At 71.7% G+C, this 20,644-nt stretch carries 18 protein-coding genes; 14 read left to right on the top strand and 4 right to left on the bottom strand.

Annotated features, from left to right (window positions below; translation table 11 throughout):
* The 4 genes from CGQ25_RS10230 to CGQ25_RS10215 all read left to right on the top strand — a co-directional run bounded on the left by CGQ25_RS10230 (position 1) and on the right by CGQ25_RS10215 (position 4,213).
* Positions 1 to 972 carry an ABC transporter permease gene (locus tag CGQ25_RS10230; protein WP_208709390.1) on the top strand — a complete coding sequence of 324 codons (972 nt, stop codon included), beginning with the start codon at positions 1 to 3 and terminating at the stop codon, positions 970 to 972.
* Positions 969 to 2,687 carry an ABC transporter ATP-binding protein gene (locus CGQ25_RS10225; RefSeq protein WP_208709388.1) on the top strand — a complete coding sequence of 573 codons (1,719 nt, stop codon included), beginning with the start codon at positions 969 to 971 and terminating at the stop codon, positions 2,685 to 2,687. The genes CGQ25_RS10230 and CGQ25_RS10225 overlap by 4 nt, the downstream gene beginning before the upstream one ends.
* Before the next feature lie 73 nt (positions 2,688 to 2,760).
* Positions 2,761 to 3,195: a chorismate mutase gene (locus CGQ25_RS10220; RefSeq protein ID WP_208709385.1), complete on the top strand. Its 435-nt coding sequence runs from the start codon at positions 2,761 to 2,763 to the stop codon at positions 3,193 to 3,195.
* Position 3,196: 1 nt separating this feature from the next.
* Positions 3,197 to 4,213, top strand: coding sequence for a hypothetical protein (locus tag CGQ25_RS10215; protein WP_208709383.1), 1,017 nt, complete (start codon positions 3,197 to 3,199; stop codon positions 4,211 to 4,213).
* Positions 4,214 to 4,225: 12 nt separating this feature from the next.
* Here CGQ25_RS10215 and CGQ25_RS10210 read toward each other — a convergent pair whose 3' ends face one another.
* Positions 4,226 to 5,113: a cytochrome c oxidase assembly protein gene (locus tag CGQ25_RS10210; protein WP_208709381.1), complete on the bottom strand. Its 888-nt coding sequence runs from the start codon at positions 5,111 to 5,113 to the stop codon at positions 4,226 to 4,228.
* Positions 5,114 to 5,278: 165 nt separating this feature from the next.
* Here CGQ25_RS10210 and mtrA point away from each other — a divergent pair, with 165 nt between their 5' ends.
* From mtrA to secA, 7 genes are all read left to right on the top strand, one after another.
* Complete coding sequence (mtrA, locus tag CGQ25_RS10205) at positions 5,279 to 5,953, top strand: MtrAB system response regulator MtrA (protein ID WP_208709379.1); 675 nt, start codon at positions 5,279 to 5,281, stop codon at positions 5,951 to 5,953.
* A 191-nt stretch (positions 5,954 to 6,144) separates the two neighbouring features.
* Positions 6,145 to 7,917, top strand: coding sequence for an MtrAB system histidine kinase MtrB (gene mtrB / locus CGQ25_RS10200; RefSeq protein ID WP_255405773.1), 1,773 nt, complete (start codon positions 6,145 to 6,147; stop codon positions 7,915 to 7,917).
* Positions 7,914 to 9,635, top strand: a complete 1,722-nt coding sequence (locus CGQ25_RS10195) for an LpqB family beta-propeller domain-containing protein (protein ID WP_255405240.1) — start codon at positions 7,914 to 7,916, stop codon at positions 9,633 to 9,635. The genes mtrB and CGQ25_RS10195 overlap by 4 nt, the downstream gene beginning before the upstream one ends.
* A gap of 63 nt (positions 9,636 to 9,698) precedes the next feature.
* A complete protein-coding gene (locus tag CGQ25_RS10190) occupies positions 9,699 to 10,670 on the top strand; it encodes a ComF family protein (protein ID WP_208709377.1) in 972 nt (323 codons plus the stop codon).
* 146 nt (positions 10,671 to 10,816) lie between these two features.
* Positions 10,817 to 11,554: a ribosome hibernation-promoting factor, HPF/YfiA family gene (gene hpf / locus CGQ25_RS10185; protein WP_208709375.1), complete on the top strand. Its 738-nt coding sequence runs from the start codon at positions 10,817 to 10,819 to the stop codon at positions 11,552 to 11,554.
* An 84-nt stretch (positions 11,555 to 11,638) separates the two neighbouring features.
* A complete protein-coding gene (locus CGQ25_RS10180) occupies positions 11,639 to 12,931 on the top strand; it encodes a winged helix-turn-helix domain-containing protein (RefSeq protein ID WP_208709373.1) in 1,293 nt (430 codons plus the stop codon).
* Positions 12,932 to 12,991: 60 nt separating this feature from the next.
* Positions 12,992 to 15,715, top strand: coding sequence for a preprotein translocase subunit SecA (secA, locus tag CGQ25_RS10175; RefSeq protein ID WP_208709371.1), 2,724 nt, complete (start codon positions 12,992 to 12,994; stop codon positions 15,713 to 15,715).
* A gap of 106 nt (positions 15,716 to 15,821) precedes the next feature.
* On the opposite strand, the gene CGQ25_RS18300 is transcribed toward secA, so the two are convergent.
* Both CGQ25_RS18300 and CGQ25_RS10165 read right to left on the bottom strand, forming a co-directional pair.
* Positions 15,822 to 16,529: an Rv3235 family protein gene (locus CGQ25_RS18300; RefSeq protein ID WP_222703644.1), complete on the bottom strand. Its 708-nt coding sequence runs from the start codon at positions 16,527 to 16,529 to the stop codon at positions 15,822 to 15,824.
* An 87-nt stretch (positions 16,530 to 16,616) separates the two neighbouring features.
* Complete coding sequence (locus tag CGQ25_RS10165) at positions 16,617 to 17,495, bottom strand: LysM peptidoglycan-binding domain-containing protein (RefSeq protein ID WP_208709369.1); 879 nt, start codon at positions 17,493 to 17,495, stop codon at positions 16,617 to 16,619.
* Positions 17,496 to 17,640: 145 nt separating this feature from the next.
* Here CGQ25_RS10165 and CGQ25_RS10160 point away from each other — a divergent pair, with 145 nt between their 5' ends.
* Positions 17,641 to 18,198, top strand: a complete 558-nt coding sequence (locus CGQ25_RS10160) for a hypothetical protein (protein WP_208709367.1) — start codon at positions 17,641 to 17,643, stop codon at positions 18,196 to 18,198.
* Positions 18,199 to 18,222: 24 nt separating this feature from the next.
* Here the strand turns inward: CGQ25_RS10160 and CGQ25_RS10155 are convergent, their stop codons facing one another.
* Entirely contained in the window at positions 18,223 to 18,444 is a 222-nt protein-coding gene (locus CGQ25_RS10155) for a helix-turn-helix domain-containing protein (protein ID WP_208709365.1), read from the bottom strand.
* Between the two features lie 229 nt (positions 18,445 to 18,673).
* Between CGQ25_RS10155 and CGQ25_RS10150 the strand changes: the two genes are divergently transcribed.
* Positions 18,674 to 19,282, top strand: a complete 609-nt coding sequence (locus CGQ25_RS10150; RefSeq protein ID WP_208709363.1) for an SAF domain-containing protein — start codon at positions 18,674 to 18,676, stop codon at positions 19,280 to 19,282.
* Entirely contained in the window at positions 19,279 to 20,595 is a 1,317-nt protein-coding gene (locus tag CGQ25_RS10145) for a P-loop NTPase (RefSeq protein ID WP_208709361.1), read from the top strand. Before CGQ25_RS10150 ends, CGQ25_RS10145 begins: the two co-directional genes overlap by 4 nt.
* Positions 20,596 to 20,644: the final 49 nt, after the last annotated feature.

The following is a 20,644-nucleotide window of genomic DNA, read 5'->3' as shown; positions in this document are numbered from 1 at the left end:
ATGACGGCCAAGACCCAGGCCCTGCCCGAGATCGAACGCAGGGAGCCGCTGCTGCAGCGGCTACCGGTCGTCTCGCACCTGAGGGCAAGCGTCGGTGTGCAGCGGGCCATGCTCGTCGCGGGACTCGCACTCACCGTCGTCTTCCTGCTCATCGCGCTCCTCGCCCCGATCGTCGCTCCGTATGGCTACTCGCAGCTCTCCGACGCCTCGGGCAACTTCCCTGCACAGGACCCCCCGAGCCCCCAGCACATCTGGGGAACGACCGTGGGCGGGTACGACGTGTTCTCCCGCGTCGTCTGGGGCGCCCAGACCGCCATCCTCGTGATCGTCGTCGCCGTGGCGCTCTCCATCTTCGCGGGCGTCGCGCTGGGGCTCGTCTCGGGCTACATCGGCGGGTGGGTCGACCGCGTCCTCGTGGTGATCGCCGACGCGGTCTACGCCTTCCCGTCACTGCTGGTCGCGATCGTCATGTCGATCGTCATCTCCCGCGGGCAGTCGAGCCTGTGGGGCGGCATCCTCGCGGCGGCACTCTCGGTGACCGTCGTGTTCATACCCCAGTACTTCCGCGTGGTGCGGGCGGAGGCGATCCGCCTGAAGGCGGAGCCCTTCGTCGAGTCGGCAATGGTCATCGGCGCCTCGAGCTGGCGCATCATGGCCCGGCACATCTACCGGAACGCGACGCGCAGCATCCCGCTCATCTTCACGCTCAATGCCTCCGAGGCCATCCTCACGCTCGCGGCGCTGGGCTTCCTCGGCTTCGGCATCGAGCCGACGAGCGCGGCCGAATGGGGCTTTGACCTCAAGCAGGCCCTGAGCGACGTGACCGCCGGCATCTGGTGGACCGGGATCTTCCCCGGCCTGTCGATCGTCCTGACAGTTTTGGGGCTCACGCTGGTGGGAGAGAGCATCAACGACCTGGGTGACGCGCGCCTCCGCACGCGCGGCCGCAAGCGGAAGGGGAACCCGGCATGAACACCGGCACCGGAGAGGAGCTCGGCCCGGTGGGCGGGACCCGGCCGGACGAGACCGTCCTGGAGATCGACGACCTGCGGGTCTCCTTCGCCACCGATGCGGGGGAGGTCGACGCCGTGCGCGGCGTGAGCCTAGACGTGCGTGCGGGCGAGGTGGTCGCCGTCGTGGGCGAATCCGGCTCCGGCAAGACCGTCACCGCCAAGACCATCCTGGGCCTCCTGCCCGAGACCGCCACGAGCTCCGGGGCCGTGGTGATCAACGGGCAGAACGTCGTCACGGTCAGCCGCGCCACGCTCCGCGAACTGCGCGGGCGCGACGTCGCGATGGTGTTCCAGGAGCCCTCGACCGCGCTCAACCCCGTCTTCACGGTCGGGTGGCAGATCGCCGAGGGCCTCCGGGCGCACCACGACAGGGACGGCCGGAAGGTCAGCCGCAAGGAGGCCAGGGAACGGGCTGTCGAGGCCCTGCGCAAGGTGGGCATCCCCGACCCCGAGAAGCGGGTGGACTACTACCCGCACCAGTTCTCCGGCGGGCAGAAGCAGCGCGTGGTCATCGCGGCGGCGCTCGCACTCGACCCCGGCCTCATCGTGGCGGATGAGCCCACGACGGCGCTGGATGTCACCGTCCAGGCTGAGATCCTCGAGCTGCTGCGCGACCTGCGGGACCTCTACGGGACCTCGATCGTGCTGATCACGCACAACATGGGCGTGGTCGCGGACCTCGCGGACCGCGTCGTCGTCATGAACCAGGGCGAGGTGGTCGAGGAGGCGGCGGTCCGCACGCTCTTCGCTTCTCCTCGGGAGGACTACACCCGCCGCCTGCTCGACGCCGTTCCCCACCTCGGGCGGGACTCCGCCTCGGAGGGTGCCACGGCTCGCCTGCACCAGGACGGGGAGGTGCTGGTCCGCGCTGAGGGGTTCGACATCACGTACCCGGGCCGCCTCGGGACTCCGCCGTTCAAGGCCGTCCAGGACGTCTCGTTCACCGTGTCCGCGGGCGAGGTGTTCGGCCTCGTGGGCGAGTCGGGATCGGGCAAGACGACGATCGGGCGGGCCATCGCCGGGCTCAACCGGGCCACTGGCGGCAGCCTGACGGTCCTCGGCCACGAGATGGTCGGCTTCCGTGAGCGGGACGTCAGGCCGATCCGCAAGGACATCGGCTTCGTGTTCCAGGACCCGGCTGCCTCGTTCAACCCGCAGCTGACGATCGGCGAGTGCGTCGCGGAGCCCCTCCTGGTCCACTTGGACCTCGGTGGCGCCCAGGTGCGCCGCCGGGTCGGCGAGCTGCTCGAGTCGGTGCAGCTGCCGGCGTCGTACGCCGCCCGGTACCCGCACGAGCTCTCCGGCGGCCAGCGCCAGCGCGCGTCGCTCGCACGTGCCCTCGCGCTCGGGCCCAGGCTGCTCGTCGCCGACGAGCCGACCTCGGCGCTCGATGTGTCCGTCCAGGCCAAGGTGCTCGAGCTGTTCCGCGAGATCCAGTCCGAGCTCGGGTTCGCAGCGCTGTTCATCAGCCACGACCTCGCGGTGGTGGACCAGCTCAGCCACTGGGTCGGGGTCCTGTACAAGGGCCGGATGGTCGAGCAGGGAATCGGTTCCCGCGTCATGGGCGCACCCGAGCACGAGTACACGAAGCGGCTCATCGCGTCGCTGCCCGTGCCCGACCCGCTCGAGCAGGCCGAGCGCCGGGCTGCGCACCGCGCGCTGCTCGGCGGCTGACCGCCGCACCGCAGGGTGACCCCGCGGCCCACAGGGCGCGGGGCCACCACGCGGCGGCCCATAGACTGTCAGCATGACCGAGCTGCACCGCCCCGACGCCGACGCCGAGACGACCGAGCACCGATCCGAGGGCCAGTACGACCCCGGCGCGAGCTCCCTGAAGGGACACGTGGACCCGGCCGTCATGGAGGAGCTGCTCTCCATCCGCTCGAGCATCGACAACTTCGACGCGACGCTCGTCTACCTCCTCGCCGAACGCTTCAAGGTCACCCAGCGGGTGGGCTTCCTCAAGGCCCAGCACCACCTCCCGCCCGCCGACCCCGAGCGTGAGGCCGCCCAGATCGCGCGGCTGCGGCGCCTCGCCGAGGAGGCCCAGCTGGACCCAGCGTTCGCAGAGAAGTTCCTGAACTTCATCATCAGCGAGGTCATCCGGCACCATCAGGCCATCTCCGAGGATGTCTCCGCGCGCCGCTCGGGGGACGGCCGGGACAGCGCCTCGGACGCCTGACGTGGCAGGACAGGTCACTGCGACCGCGCTGGGGGACTGGCCGGGGACCGACCCCCTCGAAGCGGCCAAGGCCATTCGCGGCGAGCTGGGATCCCCGCACCTCCCCGTCCTCGCCGAGCTGCCCGGCCGGGGGGTCGGGTCTGACCCGGTGGGCCGGAGCGCCGCCCTCCTCGCCGACCTGCATGCGGACGTCCAGCCGCACGGGTGGCGGGTCGTGGACCGGCGCGGCCTCGACGCCGCCCGAGCGGAGTCGGCCCTCTCCACGGACCTCAACGTGCTGGCCGACGTCGCCGGCGAGGAGGAGCGGCCGGCCGAGGACCTCCACGTCCGCATCCTGGGCCCGCTGAGCCTCATGGCCGGCCTCTACCTCCCCTCGGGCGAGCGGGTCCTGGGCGACCACGGCGCGCGGCGCGACATCGCGCAGTCCCTCGCGGCCGGCGTCGTGGCCTTCCTCGAGAGGGTGGCGCGGGCCGTCCCGGGCGCCCGCCTCACGGTCCAGCTCGACGAGCCCGACGCCGCGCGGGTGCTTGCGGGCCTCCTGCCCACCGCCAGCGGCTACCGCACGCTGCGGGCGGTCCCCGGCCACGAGGCCCGGACGGCCTGGTCGCTCCTCACCGATGCCCTGCACGGAGCGGGGGCGGAGGCCGTCGTCGTGAACCTCCCGGCGTGGGAGGCGCCCGTCGCGGCGGTCTTCGAGGCCGGCGTGGATGGGGTCTCGCTGCCGCTCGCGGATCTCACCGTGCCGCAGTGGGAAGGGCTGGCCGGCGCGGTCGAGGCGGGCGCACGCGTGTGGCTCGGTGCCCTTCCGCCCGACGGCGCGCCGCGGCTGCGGACCGGTGAGCTCGCCGAGAGGGTGGTGCGGCCCTGGCGGCAGCTCGGGCTGTCCTTCGGTGCGCTCGACGCCGTCCGCGTCACCCCGGCAGGCAGCCTCGCCGCTCTCACCCCTGCCGAGGCGGCCGCGCGGCTGAACCGGACCGTCAAGCTCGCCGACGCCGTCAACCAGATCGCGCTCGGCTGAGCCGCGCGCCCCTCAGCTGCCGCGGCGGCGGAGGTGCTCCTGCGCCAGCGCGTCCATCTGCTCGTCGCTGAGCTCGTCGAAGGACCTGGCCTCGCGGCGGTCGCTGCGCGAGAAGCGGACGAACATGAGGATGATGACCGGGACGTCCACCGCTTCGGCGATGAACCACAGGAGGTCGCCTGCGAGCTGCTGGTCACGCAGGGGTGAGGGGAACCACGGCGGAACGCCCGCCGCCCAGGAGGCTGCGCCGTCGAGCACCGTGGGGGAGAGCCGGAGGAAGATCCCCGGCACCGCGTCCGCGAGGAGCTCGATGAACACGTACACGAACTCCAGGACGATGAACGCGCTCGAGCGCTCGAAGGAGTCCCCCTCGGTCAGCGGCAGGGCGAGCAGGAGGCCGACGAGCGGGACGACGATGCTCAGGATCCCGCTGGCCAGCGGTGACCCCCGGTAGACGGAGAGCAGGGGGGTGAGGAACGTCCCGAACAGGACGAGGCCGACCAGAGGGGCCACGAAGGCGTTGCCCAGCATGCGCATGGCCCGGCTGGCCAGGACCCGGTCCAGCCGGTCCTTCGCGCGCCCGGCCAACGCGGCCCGGGCGAGGCCGACCGGCTGGCCGAGCCCGAGGAAGAGCGGGACGACGAAGAAGATGAGCGCGACCTTGAGCGTGAAGGCCCAGCGGAGCAAGGACCCATAGGCCCCGGTGAACCCGCACGCGAGCGCGACGTACGGCAGGACCCCGAGCAGGTAGAAGCCCAGCACGCGCCACAGGGGCCATGCCACGCCGCGCCGCCGTGCCCTCACGAGGCCCGCCGCGTACAGGGCGGACGCAGCGAGCGCGAAGGCGATCGCCGCGGAGTCGAGCGTTGCGGCGGAGAGGATCTCGGCGAGCGGCGGCACCCGCGAACACTAGCGGCGCTGCCTGAGACCCCGCTGGGACTCCCAGGCGGGGCCCGCGCTGGGCGACCGGGGCGGGCGCCCAGCCGCGGCGCCTAGAATGAAGGGCGGTGTACACCCGGCGCGGCACGCCCGGCCCGGGACGTCGAGTGGGGGAGAGTGGAAGGCATGAAGGCACGCATTCTGGTCGTGGACGACGACGAGGCCCTGGCCGAGATGATCGGCATTGTCCTGCGCAACGACGGCTTCGAGCCGGTGTTCTGCGCCGACGGCGGGCAGGCCCTTGACGTGTTCCGGGCCCAGCGCCCCGACCTGGTGCTCCTGGACCTCATGCTCCCCGGCCTCGACGGCATCGAGGTGTGCCGGCAGATCCGGTCCGAGTCGGACGTCCCGATCGTCATGCTCACGGCCAAGTCCGACACCTCCGACGTGGTGCGCGGCCTCGAGTCGGGTGCGGACGACTACGTCCCCAAACCCTTCAAGCCCGCCGAGCTCGTCGCGCGCGTGCGCGCCCGCCTCCGCCCGGGCGAGACGAAGGCTCCCGAAACGCTGCGGATCGGCGAGGTCTCCATCGACGTGGCGGGCCACACCGTCAAGCGGGGCGATGAGCACATCTCCCTGACCCCCCTCGAGTTCGACCTCCTCGTGGCCCTGGCCCGCAAGCCCTGGCAGGTGTTCACGCGCGAGCTGCTGCTCGAGCAGGTCTGGGGCTACCGCCACGCTGCCGACACCCGCCTGGTGAATGTGCACGTCCAGCGCCTCCGCTCGAAGATCGAGCGCGATCCCGAGGCCCCGGAGATCGTCCTGACGGTCCGCGGGGTCGGGTACAAGGCCGGCGGATAGGCCGCCGGGAGCCGCAGGGCCGCGTGGACACAGATCATCGCAGCAGGCCGCCGTCGAACGAGGCACCCCAGGGCGGGACGCACGACGGCGGCGCGAGCCTGCCCGGCGCCGTCGACCGCCCCGGCCGGGCGCAGCGTGCTGCGCGGCTGCGTGCCCGGGCCCGTCTGGGACTGGCCATTGCCCGCCGGTGGGTGCGCCGCGAGCGGCCCCAGGACCGGGCACGGATCCTCGCCCGCCGAGGGCGCATCCTCGCGCTGCGGGCCGTCAGGGCGCTCGGCCGGACGGCAGCGGGCATCGGTCCCGCCCTCGCAGCCGTCCGCGGCGGCTTCATGCGCCGCTGGCGGCGGTCGCTGCAGTTCCGCACGGTGCTCATCACACTCGTCCTCACCTTCGTCTCCTTCCTGGCCGTGGGCGCCTACCTCTCGAACCAGATCGCGAACAACCTGTTCCAGGAGCGGCTCGCGCAGGCGGAGAACCAGACCCGCCAGGCGGTGCAGCAGGTCCAGGAGACGTTCGACGGCGCGCAGGTCACCGACCAGCAGAGCGTGCTCAAGCTCGTCAACGACACGCTCGACCAGCTCGAGGACCGCGAGTCCAGCACCCCGCGCCAGTACGTCTTCCTGGCCGTTCCCAACCAGGACCAGCCGCGCAACCGCTGGGTCGACTCGCGGGCGTCCTACCTGCGCACCGAGAACGACATCCCCCCAAGCCTCCGCGAGGCCGTCCAGCACTCCCAGCAGGAGCAGTACTGGCAGTCCATCCCGCTCACCGTGGACAACCGGGAGCACCCCGCGATCGCGGTCGGGAACAAGGTCAGCTTCGGTGGGACCGTCTACGAGCTGTACCTCCTGTACGACATCGTCTCCGCCCAGCAGACGCTCGACGACATGCAGAACGTCCTGTGGTTCGGCGGCATGTTCCTGCTCCTTCTCATCGGCGCCATCACCTGGATCGTGACGCGCAGCGTCGTCTCGCCCGTGAGCCACGCCGCGGCCGTGTCCGAGAAGCTCGCCGCCGGGCAGCTCGAGGAGCGCATGGCGGTGGAGGGCGAGGACGAGGTCGCGCGCCTCGGCGCGGCGTTCAACCACATGGCCGCAAACCTCCAGGAGCAGATCACCGCGCTGGCCAACCTGTCCCACATGCAGCAGCGCTTCGTCTCAGACGTGAGCCACGAGCTGCGGACCCCGCTCACGACCGTCCGCATGGCCGCCGAGGTCCTGTTCGACGCGCGGGACGAGTTCAGCCCGATCACCAAGCGCTCCGCCGAACTGCTCTACAACCAGGTCGAGCGCTTCCAGGCGCTCCTGAACGACCTGCTCGAGATCTCCCGGTTCGACGCCGGCGTGGCGGTCCTCGACGCAGAGCCGCGGGACATGGTCGCCCTCGTGCGCAGTGCCATCGACAAGGCGGCCCCCATCGCCGCCGAGTGCGGGTCCGAGGTCAAGCTCTACACGCGGAGCCCGAGCATCATTGTCGAGATGGACGACCGCCGCATCGAGCGGGTGCTGCGCAACCTCCTGAACAACGCCCTCGAGCACGGCGAGGGCCGCCCGGTGGAGGTGTTCGTCGCCGCCAACGCCGATGCGGTTGGCGTCGCCGTGAGGGACCACGGCATCGGGATGGCTGCCTCCGAGGCCGCGCGGGTGTTCGACCGGTTCTGGCGGGCCGACCCGGCACGGGCCCGCACCACCGGCGGTTCCGGTCTCGGCCTCTCGATCGCCACCGAAGACGTGAAGCTCCACAACGGGTGGCTGCAGGCCTGGGGGAGCAAGGGCCAGGGGTCCTGCTTCCGCCTCACCCTCCCGCTGCGCGCGGACGGGACGATCAGCGAGTCGCCCGTCGCGCTGGCGCCGGCCGACGGCGACGTGGTCCTCGTCGAGGGCACCACGACCCGGGACGTCGTCGTGGGCCCGCAGGCGTTCCCGCGCACCGCCCCGCCGTCGCCCGAGACGGGGGCACCGTGACGCGCCGCTGGCTGCGGTGGGCCGTGCTCGCCGTCGTGCTGTGCCTCGGGGCGCTGGCGGGGTGCGCGCAGATGCCGATCACGGGATCCGTGGGGAAGAGCCGCGACAGCGCGACGACGAGGGGCAACGCCCCCCAGTACATCCCGCCCGGGCCCCGCGACGGCGCGAGCCCGCAGTCCGTCATCGAAGGCTTCTTCAACGCCGGAAGCGGCTACCAGAACGACTTCACGGTCGCGCGGCAGTTCCTCGCCCCCGCACAGGCCGTCACCTGGAAGCCGAGCCAGCGGACGCTGGTCTACCGGGGCAGCGCGGCCGTCGTGCCCACCGGACGCGAGAACGAGTACAGCTACGAGATGGACCTCGCCTACTCGGTCGACTCGCAGGGGATCTCGACTCCCTTCCCGCCCGGCACCAAGGAGCACCTCGACGTGACCGTCTCGTCGGTGGACGGCCAGTGGCGGCTGTCCAAGCTCCCCGACGGCACCGCCATCCCCGAGGAGACCTTCAAGGTCCTGTACAAGTCCTTCCCGCTGTACTTCTTCGACCCGGGCTTCAGCACGCTCGTCCCGGACGTGCGGTGGTTCATCGACAACTCCGGCGTGGCGAAGTCCCTCGTGAGCGCCCTCATCGCGGGGCCGGCCCCGTACCTGCGGTCCGCCGTCGCGACGTCCTTCCCCCAGGGGGTGCGGCTCGAGCGCGAGTCCGTGCCGATCGTCGACAACACCGCCCAGGTGGACCTCACCTCGGAGGTCCGCGACGCCTCGTTCACGGACCGCCAGCGGATGCACGCCCAGCTCGTGCGCACCTTCTCGGGCATCAGCTCGGTAGTTGGGGTGACGCTGCGCTCGAACCAGAGCGAGGTCGCGCTCGAGGACCCGACCACCGGCGGGAACATCCCCCAGCCCACCGTCGACCCCCAGGTGCCCACGTGGCAGGTCGCCGTGGCCGGCGGCGAGCTCGTGCGGTACGCCGACCAGCAGGCGGCCCGCATCGACGGGCTCCGCAGTGTCGCCCAGTTCAACCCCCGCGAGCCGGCAGCGGCCCAGTCCCAGCAGGTCTACGCGTTCCTCGGCGACGGCCCGGCGCTGTACTCCGCGGTGCCCAACCAGCCGGCGCGCCTCCTCGAATCCCGGACGAGGCTGTCGCCGCCCTCCGTCTCTCCCACCGACTGGGTCTGGACCGCCGGGCCCGGTGCCACCGGGGCAACGGAGGTGGTGGCCTACCGGCCCGTGGGGGTCGCCGAGGGAGCGGACGTGCCGCACGTCGCCATCGCCCCGCGCTGGCTCGCGGGCCGGACGGTCGAGGACCTGCGGGTCTCGCGCGACGGCGCGCGGGTCGCGGTGCTGTCCTCGCGGGACGGCAAGGCCGTCCTCCAGCTTGCGGGGATCGTGCGCGGCCCGGACGGCGTGCCGCGGGAGCTCGCGGATCCCGTCACGCTCCCGACGGCGGACGCGGGCGCCCGCCGTGTGGCCTGGGTCGACGAGCTGACGCTCCTGGTCTCGGGCCTCGCCTCCACCGAACCGGTGGCACCCGAGATCGTGTCACTGCGCGGGGGCGAGCCGCGCCAGCTGCCGCCGCTGGCCGGGATCCACTCGATCAGTGCCGGGAACGGCGAGCAGGCCATCTACGCGCAGACGCCTGCCGGCGTGTTCCAGCTCGTGCGCACCGCCTGGACCGAGCACGGCAAGGGAGTCGAGTACCCCGCCTTCGCCGGCTGACGCGCTGTCCACATACACGGCCGCCACGTGGCGGGCGCGGCGCGGCCGCGCAACGCTGGTGGGATGCACGACGACGGAGCCTCCTCCCGCCGCCGCCCCGCCGTGGGCGCGGGACCGCCATCGACGCCCGAGCCGCACGGCCCCTCACGCCACGCTGCTGCGCCCCACGGCCGGCTCCTGCGGCTGGCCGCCTGCGCTGCCGCCGCGGCGCGCGAGCTGCTCGGGCTCGTCGTCCCCGTCGACTGCGTCTCGTGCGGCGCTCCGGACAGCACACTCTGCGGGCGCTGCGCACGCCGGCTGCGCTCGATCACGGCGCGTCCGGCCCGGGTCGAGGCCCACGCGGCGGCACTCATCGAGGCCGATGGGACCGTCCTGCTCCCCGCTGTCGCGGCTGGGCCCTACCGCAACGAGCTCTCGCTGGCACTGCTCGACTTCAAGCGGCACGGGAGCCGGACGCTCGAACGCGAGCTCGCGGCAGGGCTCGCCCGGGCAGTCCGGGCCGCGGTCGGCACCCAGGGCGTCGCGGTGTGGCTCGTGCCCGTTCCGACGAGTACGGCGGCATTCCTGCGCCGGGGCTTCGACCCGCTCGCGCTCCTGGGCCGCAGGGCGCGGCGCGAGGGCCGCCTGCCTCCCGGCGCGGTCTGGGTGCCTGCCCTGAGGCAGCGGCGGGTCCCGCTGCACTCGGCGCTGCTCCGCGCGGCCCGCTCGGCCGCCGGGTTCGGGGACGGCTCGCAGAAGGGGCTGGGGAAGGGCCAGAGGCGCCGGCGCGCGGCCGAGTCGCTCGAGGCCAGGGCGCGGGTCAGGGTCCCGGGGCGGACGGGGCTCGCGCGCGTCCGGGGACGCCCGTGCGTCCTCGTCGACGACGTCCTGACGACCGGGGCGACCCTGAGGGAGGCGGCCCGCGCGCTCGAGGCCGCGGGCGCCGTCGTCCTCGGCGCAGCCACGCTCGCCTACGTCCCCCTGCGGGAGCCGACGGCGGGCTCGCGCAGCTACGCTCCCAGCGGACAGGGGCGGGACGGGACCAATGGAGGATGAATAAAAGGTGACGATCCACTAACGTCTGTAGTGGGTCCCGTAGCCAGAAGGACCCGTCGATAGCGGCTCAGGAAAGGGGCTCGACTGTCACAGCACGAGCCTTGCGGTGCCGATATCGGGCTGAACTCGGAAATTTGGAGGGCACCATGGAGTTCAACATCAGCGGACGCAACCTGACGGTTTCTGATCGTTTCCGTGAGTACGCGAGCGAGAAGATCGAGAAGATCGGAACCCTCGCAGACAAGGTCCAGCGCGTCGACGCCAAGTGCTCCAAGCAGAATGGCGCCCGTTCGGGAGGCGACCAGCTCACCGTCGAGCTCACGGTCACCGGACGCGGTCCCGTGATCCGCGCCGAGGCAACGGCGCCGGACAAGTTCGCTGCGTTCGACCTCGCCTACGGCAAGCTCCTCGAACGGCTGCGGCGGGTCAAGGACAGGCGGAAGGTACACCACGGAAAGCACACGCCTGTGGGTGTCAGCGCCGCCACGGCGGCCCTTCCCGTGGTGAGCAGCAGCCAGCCGATCTACGCTGAGCACGCGCTCGAGAGCGCCACTGGCACGTCCGCCGATTCCGGCGAGGAGCAGTCGCCGTACGAGGTCGAGAACGACATCCCCGCCGGCGACTCCCCCGTGCTGATCCGCCGGAAGGTCTTCCCCGCCGCGACGCTCACCCTCGATGACGCAGTTGACAACATGGAGCTCGTGGGACACGACTTCTACCTCTTCATCGACGCGGACACGAACACGCCCTCCGTCGTGTACCGCCGCCGCGGCTGGACCTACGGCGTCATCAGCCTGGACCGGGCGTGCGAGCCGGGCCAGACCACCGTCGAGGAGAAGATCCTCGCCTACCGTTCGGACGACCAGGGCGCCGTTGTCTCCTGACACCCCGTCTGGCGCGTCAACAGCAGCGGCGGTCCCGTCTGGGGCCGCCGCTGCGGCGTGCGGGCCTCCCGGAGGCGAGGGCGCATGACGGCAACCCTCAGCCTTGCCCAGGCGCGCCGCCTTGCGCTCGCCGCCCAGGGCCTGCACCGGCCCCGTCCCGCAGCCCCGGCCTCGGCGAGGTCCCTGACGGCGGTGTTCGAGCGCCTGCAGCTCGTCCAGATCGACTCCGTCAACGTCCTTGTCCGGAGCCACTACCTGCCGTTCTTCTCGAGGCTCGGCGCCTATGACCGGGGCGCGCTGGACCGGCTCTCCGCCCGCAGTCCGCGCCGGATGGTGGAGTACTGGGCGCACGAGGCGAGCTTCGTGCGGCCCGAGCACTTCGATGCCCTCCGGCTGTGGCAGCGGCGCGCCTGGGTGGGTGCCCACCGCATGGACAGCGGGACCCGCGCAGACCTCGCCGAGCGCATCGTCGCGGTCCTCGCCTCGAGCCGGCCCCTGACCGCGTCCCAGCTCACCGAACGGCTCGGCCACGTCGAGGAGCGCCGGACCGACAGCTGGGGATGGAACTGGAACGCCGTCCAGCGCGTCGCCAGCCACCTCTTCGAGGAGGGGATCCTCGGCTCAGCCGGCCGCTCGCCGTCGTTCGAGCGCAGGTATGCGCTCATGGAGGCAGTCCTGCCGCCCGGCCTCGCCCGGGATCCCGCGCTGTCCCGGGACGCCGCGATCCTGCAACTGACGCGCGCAGCCGTGGCAGCGCACGGGATCGGGACCGTCCGATGCTTCGCCGACTACTTCCGCCTGCCGCACCGCGACACCGGCCGTGCGCTCGAGCGGCTTGTCGTCTCGGGGGAAGCGGAACCGGTCGACGTGCCGGGATGGCCCGGGCCGGTCTATCGCGATCCGCAGCGCAGGGTCCCGCGCACGGCGCAGGGCCGGGCCCTGCTGAGCCCCTTCGACTCGCTCGTCTTCGAGCGTCGGCGCCTCGAGGAGCTCTTCGGCTTCCGGTACCGGCTCGAGATCTACACACCGGCCGCCCGGCGCGAGTACGGCTACTACGTCCTGCCCTTCCTCCTCCGCGACGCGGTGGTGGCCCGGGTCGACCTCAAGGCAGACCGCGTCGGCCGGACGCTCATCGTGCACGCCGCCCATGGCGAGCCCGGAGCCCCGCCGGACACCGCCGTGGAACTCGCCGCGGAACTGGCGCTCCTCGCGGACTGGCTCGGGCTCGACGACGTCCGGGTCGCCGACAGCGGCAGCCTCGCCCCCGCGCTGCGGCGGGAGCTCCCCGGCCGTCTCGGACGAGGAACGCCCGGGGCGGCATCCCCGCTGCCGGCCCGGAACCCTCAAGCCGTCCCATACGTGTCTGACGTAGACTGATGCCCGCCCGCAGCGCGCGCGTGCTGCGGCCCACGCCATTGACAAGGGAGCGAACGCCACGTGGCAAACCTTCTCGAGAAACTCCTGCGCACCGGTGACCGCCGGACGCTCAAGCAGCTGCGCGTCTATGCTGACGCCATCAACGCGCTCGAGGATGAGTTCCGCGGACTGAGCGACGGCGACCTCCGGGGCGAGACGGACCGCCTCCGGGCCCGCTACGAGGACGGCGAGAGCCTCGACGACCTGCTGCCCGAGGCTTTCGCGGCCGTGCGTGAGGCGGCCGGGCGCACGCTCGGCATGCGTCACTTCGACGTCCAGCTCATGGGGGGTGCCGCGCTGCACCTCGGCAACATCGCCGAGATGAAGACCGGCGAGGGCAAGACGCTCGTGGCGACCGCTCCGGCCTACCTCAATGCCCTCACCGGCAAGGGCGTGCACGTGGTGACCGTGAACGACTACCTCGCGGAGTACCAGTCCGAGCTGATGGGCCGCGTCTACCGCTTCCTCGGCATCTCGAGCGGCTGCATCCTCGCCTCGATGGACCCCGCGGCACGCAAGAAGCAGTACGACGCCGGCATCACCTACGGCACCAACAACGAGTTCGGCTTCGACTACCTCCGGGACAACATGGCCTGGGACAAGAACGAGCTCGTCCAGCGCGGCCACCACTTCGCGATCGTGGACGAGGTCGACTCGATCCTCATTGACGAGGCGCGCACGCCGCTCATCATCTCCGGCCCCGCCCAGGGCGACGCGAACCGCTGGTACTCGGAGTTCGCCAAGATCGCGCTCCGCCTCGGCGAGGGCGACTACGAGGTCGACGAGAAGAAGCGCACCGTGGGCGTCCTCGAGCCCGGGATCGAGAAGGTCGAGGACTACCTCGGCATCCACAACCTGTACGAGTCCGCCAACACCCCCCTCATCGGGTTCCTCAACAACGCCATCAAGGCCAAGGAACTGTTCAAGAGGGACAAGGACTACGTGGTCCTCGAGGGCGAAGTCCTCATCGTCGACGAGCACACCGGCCGTATCCTCCCCGGGCGCCGCTACAACGAGGGCATGCACCAGGCCATCGAGGCCAAGGAGGGCGTGGAGATCAAGGCCGAGAACCAGACCCTCGCCACGATCACCCTCCAGAACTACTTCCGCCTCTACGACAAGCTCTCCGGCATGACCGGAACCGCCGAGACCGAGGCGGCCGAGTTCATGAGCACGTACAAGCTCGGCGTGGTGCCGATCCCGACCAACAAGCCCATGGCCCGCATCGACCAGTCTGATCTGGTCTACAAGAACGAGGTCGTCAAGTTCGAGGCTGTGGTCAAGGACATCTCGCGCCGCCACGCGACCGGGCAGCCAGTCCTGGTGGGCACCACGAGCGTCGAGAAGAGCGAGTACCTCTCGAAGTCGCTCGCAAAGGCCGGTATCCGCCACGAGGTGCTCAACGCGAAGAACCACGCGCGCGAGGCCGCGATCGTCGCGCAGGCCGGGCGCAAGGGCGCCGTGACCGTGGCGACCAATATGGCAGGGCGCGGCACCGACATCATGCTCGGCGGCAACGCCGAGTTCATGGCTGTCGCGGACCTTGCGGCCAAGGGCCTGGACCCCGAGGAGAACTCCGAGCAGTACGAGGCCGCGTGGCCAGCCGCCCTAGAGGCAGCCAACCAGGCGGTCAAGGCCGAGCATGAGGAGGTCCTCGAGCTCGGCGGACTGTACGTCCTCGGAACGGAGCGGCACGAGTCACGGCGCATCGACAACCAGCTCCGCGGCCGCTCGGGGCGTCAGGGCGACCCCGGTGAGTCGCGCTTCTACCTCTCGCTCACCGACGACCTCATGCGCCTCTTCGGCACGGGCGGCGCCGAGCGGCTCATGGCGTCGAGCCTTCCGGACGACACCGCGCTCGAGTCCAAGATGGTCTCCCGGGCGATCCAGTCGGCCCAGGCGCAGGTCGAGGGCCGCAACGCCGAGCAGCGCAAGAACGTCCTCAAGTACGACGACGTCCTGAACCGCCAGCGTGAGGCGATCTACGGCGACCGCCGCCGCATCCTCGAGGGCGACGACCTCCATGAGAAGGTCCAGTTCTTCCTCGAGGACACGATCACGGCGATGATCGACGCCGCGACTGCCGAGGGCAACGGGGATGACTGGGACTTCCATGCCCTCTGGTCCAACCTGCGCACGCTGTACCCGATCACGCTCACTCCCCAGGACATCATCGACGAGGCGGGCGGCAAGCCCCGCGTCACGGTTGAGATGCTCAAGGAGGAGATCCTCTCCGACGCGAAGCTGGTCTACGCCCAGCGCGAGGAGAAGCTCGGCTCGGAGATGATGCGGGACCTCGAACGCCGCGTCGTGCTGTCTGTCATCGGGCGCAAGTGGCAGGAGCACCTCTACGAGATGGACTACCTCAAGGAGGGCATCGGCCTGCGCGCCATGGCGCAGCGCGACCCGCTGGTGGAGTACCAGCGCGAGGGCTTCGCCATGTTCCAGGCCATGATGGAGGGCATCCGCGAGGAGTCCGTCGGTTTCCTGTTCAACCTCGAGGTCCAGCCTGCCGAAGCGGCCCCCGCGGGACAGCCCGTCCAAGCCCCGGGACTCGAGGCGCCGGCCCGGCCCGTGCAGCTGGAGTACTCCGCCCCGGCCGAGGACGGCTCCACCGAGACCCACGTCGAGCAGGCACGCGCCGCCCGTGCGGGCCAGAACGGCGGAGATGGAACCCGGCCGCAGGCAGGCCAGAGCCGCTCCGCGGCCAAGGGCGGCCCCGGCCGGCGGTCCCGCCGCCGCTAGCGGGCCGCTGCGCAGACGCACGACGCCGGCCCTCCCCCTTCAGTGGGGGAGGGCCGGCGTCGTCGTTGGCTGGCCGAATAGCGCGAAGTGGCGACTGGGGCCCGTCTCAGCCGATCTCGAGCGCGGTGACCTGCCACCCGGCCCCGTCGCCCGACTCGAGGCGCAGCGCAACCGCCCTGCAGCGGAGGGCGTCGACCACGACGACCGCGACCTCGTAGATCCCCGGCGCCACCCGGGCCGCGTGCACAGAGCGCACGGACACCGCGCGGTGTGCCAAGGCGAGCTTCGGTGGGATTGTCCGGGCGGCGTCCCTGTCGCGTCCCTGTCGCGGGCCTGGGGCCGGCCGGGGACGCGACAGGGCACTGCGCAACTCGATGGGCGCCAGCAGGTCCCTGTGGAGCCACGGCACAAGCTGCTGCAGCGGGCGCACCCCCGCGAGGACTTCCATGATGGCCCTGGTGATCGAGGCGGCGAGGTGTCGCACTTCTCCGGCCTCGTCAGGCTGGGCCACTGCGCGCAGCGCTCTCGCAGGTGGCCTCTGGCGCTCCGCCTGCTCGGGGGCCAGCGCCGTGTTCCCGGAGGTCCGGACGTCTGGTCCCGGCGTCGCCGACCGCTCCCGCCGCGGCCTGTGGAAGCGGAGGACGTCAGCGGTGCGCGGTCCGTCCGGGACGACGTGGACCACCACGGCGGCAGGGTCCCCGGCTTCGGCATCCGAGGAGCGGCGGGGCGCCGACGGACCAGCGCGTCCGGGAGAGTCAGGTGCTGTCTTCTCGTCCAGCGCGGCTGAGCCGGCGACGACGGCGAGTGATGTCATGGCGTGCTTCCTTTGCAGGTCGGCGGCGTGGTTGCGGGACGTTCGTGTGCGCGGTTCGGGTCCCGGTAGCGTCGGAGCCGAGGAGTCTCAGTGCGGTGCGGTGAGGAGCTGGCCCGGCAGGATGAGATGCGGGCTGTCCCCGATCGCACCCCTGTTGGCCGCGTACCAGTCGGGCCAGGCGGCAGCGATGTCGAGTTCCGTGGCACCCGGCCCGAGATGCCTTGCCACAATCGACCAGAGGGTGTCGCCGGGGCGGACCTCGACAGTCGTCATCCCCGCGGCCTCTGCTCCCCGGGCGGGCTGCTGGATCAGCAGGCCCGTCGGGGCCAGGGGAGCGGACGGTGTCCAGCCGGGCTGCGGGAGCGGCGTCGGCTCGGGGGCGGATTCGGCGGCTGTCGTCTCCGCAGGTGCCGCCTCGGCCGGTGCTGTCTCTGCTGCTGGGGTCTGTCCTGCTGGAGACTGTGTTGCTGGAGTCTCCGCGCCAGCGGCCGCGGACGCGTGGGGTGTGGCAGCGAGCGTCTCGGGAACCGAGACCGACGGCTGCCATGTCGGATCGGGAAGTGTGTCCGCGTGCGCGGCAGGCGCGGCCGCAAGGCTGAGGCCGAGCACGGCAAGGGCAAGCCTGCGCATGAAGGCCGGCGCGAAGGCCCCAGTGATCCCCGACGCGCGCGGCGCGCCGGCGGCAGCCAGCAGGGCCGCCGTGACGGCCAAGCCCATGGAGAGCAGCCACCAGGTCACCGCCGCGAGCCCGGCCACGCTTGCGAGGAGCCCGAGGAGGACGTCGAAGCCCGGGAGCGTGCCGCCGTCGAACGCGTCCGGTGCGATCCGCAGCCAGTCACCGGAGGCGCCCGGCGCGAGACTTCCCGCAAGCATCGTGCCTGCGACGACGAGCACGGCCGCCAGGACCAGTACTGCCGCGGTGGTCAGTGCGTCTGCCATGACCTGCTGACGCTGCGTGTTCTCCATGTCTTCCCCCACATAGGCGCTTGGCTCGTTGGATCCAGTTTGATGTCGTTAGATCCAGTTTGATCACGAACAGAACACTTTGTCCAGTGATGGCGGGATACGAGGGCAATTGCTTAGCGGGGGGTGCGTTCTCTAGGGTTGACGCATGCGGTGGGATGCCCTCTTCTCAGACCTCGAAGCGCAGATGGCCGCGGCGGGGCACCTCGATCTGGAGGCAGAAGTCGCGGAGAGAGCGCGCGCCGAGCAGTCTGCGGTGCTCCTGGCGGACCGGCTGCGGGCTGGTGCGGGGCGGCCGGTCGAGGTCCTCCTGCGCCACGGGACGAGGTGCCGGGGCAAGGTCAGCCAGATCGCGGACACGTGGTTCGTTCTGGAGGATCCACCGCGGAGCCTGTTGATTCCGGCACACGCGGTCGCCACAGTCGCAGGCGTGGGACGGCGTGCCGCGCGCGAGGAGTCAGCCGTACGCCGCTCCCTCTCGCTGTCCTCAGGGCTGCGTGCGCTCGCGCGCGACCGCGTGGTGGTGGGCTGCATGGTGGACGTGGGCAGGACGGATCCCTGGACGGTCACCGGCAGGATCGACGTCGTCGGCGGGGACTACCTCGAGGTCACGCGCGCCGACGGTGCGGAGGCGCCTGACGAGCGGCAGCCGCGCACGCTGCTGATCCCGTTCGCGGCGCTACTGGCGGTGCGGTCCGGCGGCTGAGCGGCTGGCGCGGCGAACGTCGGGTCAGCCTGCGCTGTGCGAGCGACGGTTCTCGGCGAGCATCTTCTCGGCCTTCGCATAGCTGGCCTGGATGTACTCCTCCAGCTTGACGTCCTCGACCCGCCACTGTCCGCGGCCGCCGACCTGGATGGCCTTGAGCTCGCCGCTGCGCACGAGCGCGTACGCCTGCGCCGAGCTGATCTGGAGCTGTTCGCACACATCCGCGAGCGTCAGGAAACGAGGCATGGTCACATTCTGCCACCGCCGGGACTGGTTCAACACTCGTTGGTGGAGTTATCCACAGTTTGACCCCCTTTGGCGTGGTGTGACTTGGGCGCACCGCCGCCCGCCGGACACAATGTCGCCGGGGGGCCGGGGTGCGGCCCGCGTTCGAGGGGGGATCTCGATGTCCGCTGCCATGACCACAACGCCGTCAGGCTCGAGGAGCCCAGCCGCCAACCCACCCGGAGCGAGGATGTCGCGGCCCTCGTGGAAGGATCCGCGGCTCCTGGTGGGCCTGCTCCTCGTCCTGGCGTCGACCGCCGGAGTCGTCGCGCTGGTCGACGCCGCGGATGTGACCGTCCCGGTCTACTCCGCGAAGGAGGACATCGCCGTCGGACAGCCGGTCGACGCGACTCTGCTCGAGCAGGTCGACGTCAGGCTGGGCGACGCCGAAGGCCGATACCTCCGCGCAGGCGCGCCTCCCGAGGGCCGTGTCGCGCTGCAGCGCGTCGCGAAGGGTGATCTCGTCCCGGCGTCGAGCCTCGGTGAGCCGCGTGCAGTGGACCGCAAGCCCGTCTCCGTCAGCGCAGGGGATTCGCTGCCCGCGGAAGCCCAGCCGGGGACCCGGGTCGACATCTGGGTCGCTCTTCCCGATGGGCGCAACGGCTTCGCGGAACCTGTGCTCCTGGTTCCGGGCGCCGAGATCGCGCACCGCGAGGCCGCCACCTCGACGCTCGGCGGAAGCCGCGAGACGCGCGTGCTGGTGCTGGTCGACGACGCCAGACTGCCCAAGCTCCTCGGCGCCCAGGCCAACGAGGCGAAGGTCTCGCTCGTGTGGAATCCCGCGGGCGGGACGCGATGAGCATTCCCGTGGTCACCATCGGCGCCGGCCAAGCCGAGCTCGTCGGGTCGCTCGAGCGGCTCCACGGGCCGGTCACGGTGGTGAGGCGCTGCGGCGAGCTCTCCGAGCTCATCGCTGCCTGCCAGACCGGTCTCGCCCGGGCCGCCGTCGTGGCGGGGGGCACCCAGGACATCACCGCGACACTCGCGGACCGGCTCGCCGCCGTCGGTGTGGCCCTGGTCGGTCTCACCGACGACGACGCCGAGCGGGCCAGGCTCTCCGCGCTCGGCCTGTTCGCAGCGCCAGAGTCCGTCCCCGCGCCTGAGCTCGCGCGGCTCATCGGGCGCGCAGTGGAGCAGGTGGCGCAGGACCCGGTGTCCCTGTCATCCTTCGCGGTCGCCGGTGCCCGCCCGCTCGCCGAACCCGTCGCGGACGCCTCAGACGGCTCCGGCGGGGACGACGGCGACCCCGAGAGCCTGGGCGAGGTGATCGCCGTGTGGGGGCCCATCGGCTCGCCCGGCCGGACGACGGTCGCCGTGAACTGTGCCGCGGAGCTCGCCGCGGACGGGCGCGCCGTCGTGCTGGTCGACGCCGACACCTACGGAGCCTCTGTCGCCCCCGCACTCGGGCTCCTCGACGACTCCGCCGGCCTCGCACAGGCCTGCAGGCTCGCCGACCAGGGGCTCCTGGACCGCCAGGCGCTCGAGCGCATTGCGACTCCTGTTGTCGTCGGCGGCGGGACGCTGCGCGTCCTCACCGGCCTCACCCGCGCGGATCGGTGGCCGGAGCTGCGTGCGGCGGCCTTCGGCGACGTGATCGGGAGGTGCCGCGAGGTTGCCGACGCCGTGGTCGTGGATGTGTCCTTCTGCCTGGAGGCAGACGAGGAGCTCAGCTTCGACACCATGGCGCCCCGCCGGAATGCGGCGACGCTGCGCTCGCTCGAGCTTGCCGACCGGGTGTTCGCCGTGGGCGCAGCCGACGCCGTGGGAATGCCCCGCCTCGTGCGGGCCATCTCTGAATTGGAGCAGGCCGTCCCGAGCGCTAGCCCGAGGGTCGTCTTCAACAAGGTCAGGCAGTCCTCGATCGGGCGGTTCCCCGAGCGCGCGCTGCGCGAGGCATGGGAGCGCTTCGGCCCGGGCGTGCCCGTGGCCGCCATGATCCCGTTCGACGGCGCTGCGGCCGACGCGGCGCTGCTTGGCGGCTCGGTCCTCCTCGAATCGGCGCCCGATTCGGCTCTGCGGAAGGCCATCGCCGAGCTCGTGTGTGCACCTGTCCAGCAAAAACGCCGTTTCGCTAGACGTGGTACCAAAGCAGGCCTAGAGGCCCCGCGCTAGGCTCGTCGTCAGAGCGCTGCGAAGTGGCAGCCCTGTCCAGTGGAGGCGA

The sequence above is a fragment of the Sinomonas sp. R1AF57 genome, from assembly GCF_002224485.1.
Lineage (GTDB): Bacteria > Actinomycetota > Actinomycetes > Actinomycetales > Micrococcaceae > Sinomonas > Sinomonas flava.
The sequence above is the reverse complement of the archived record's forward strand: the minus strand, read 5'-3'. Positions and strand labels throughout refer to the sequence as shown.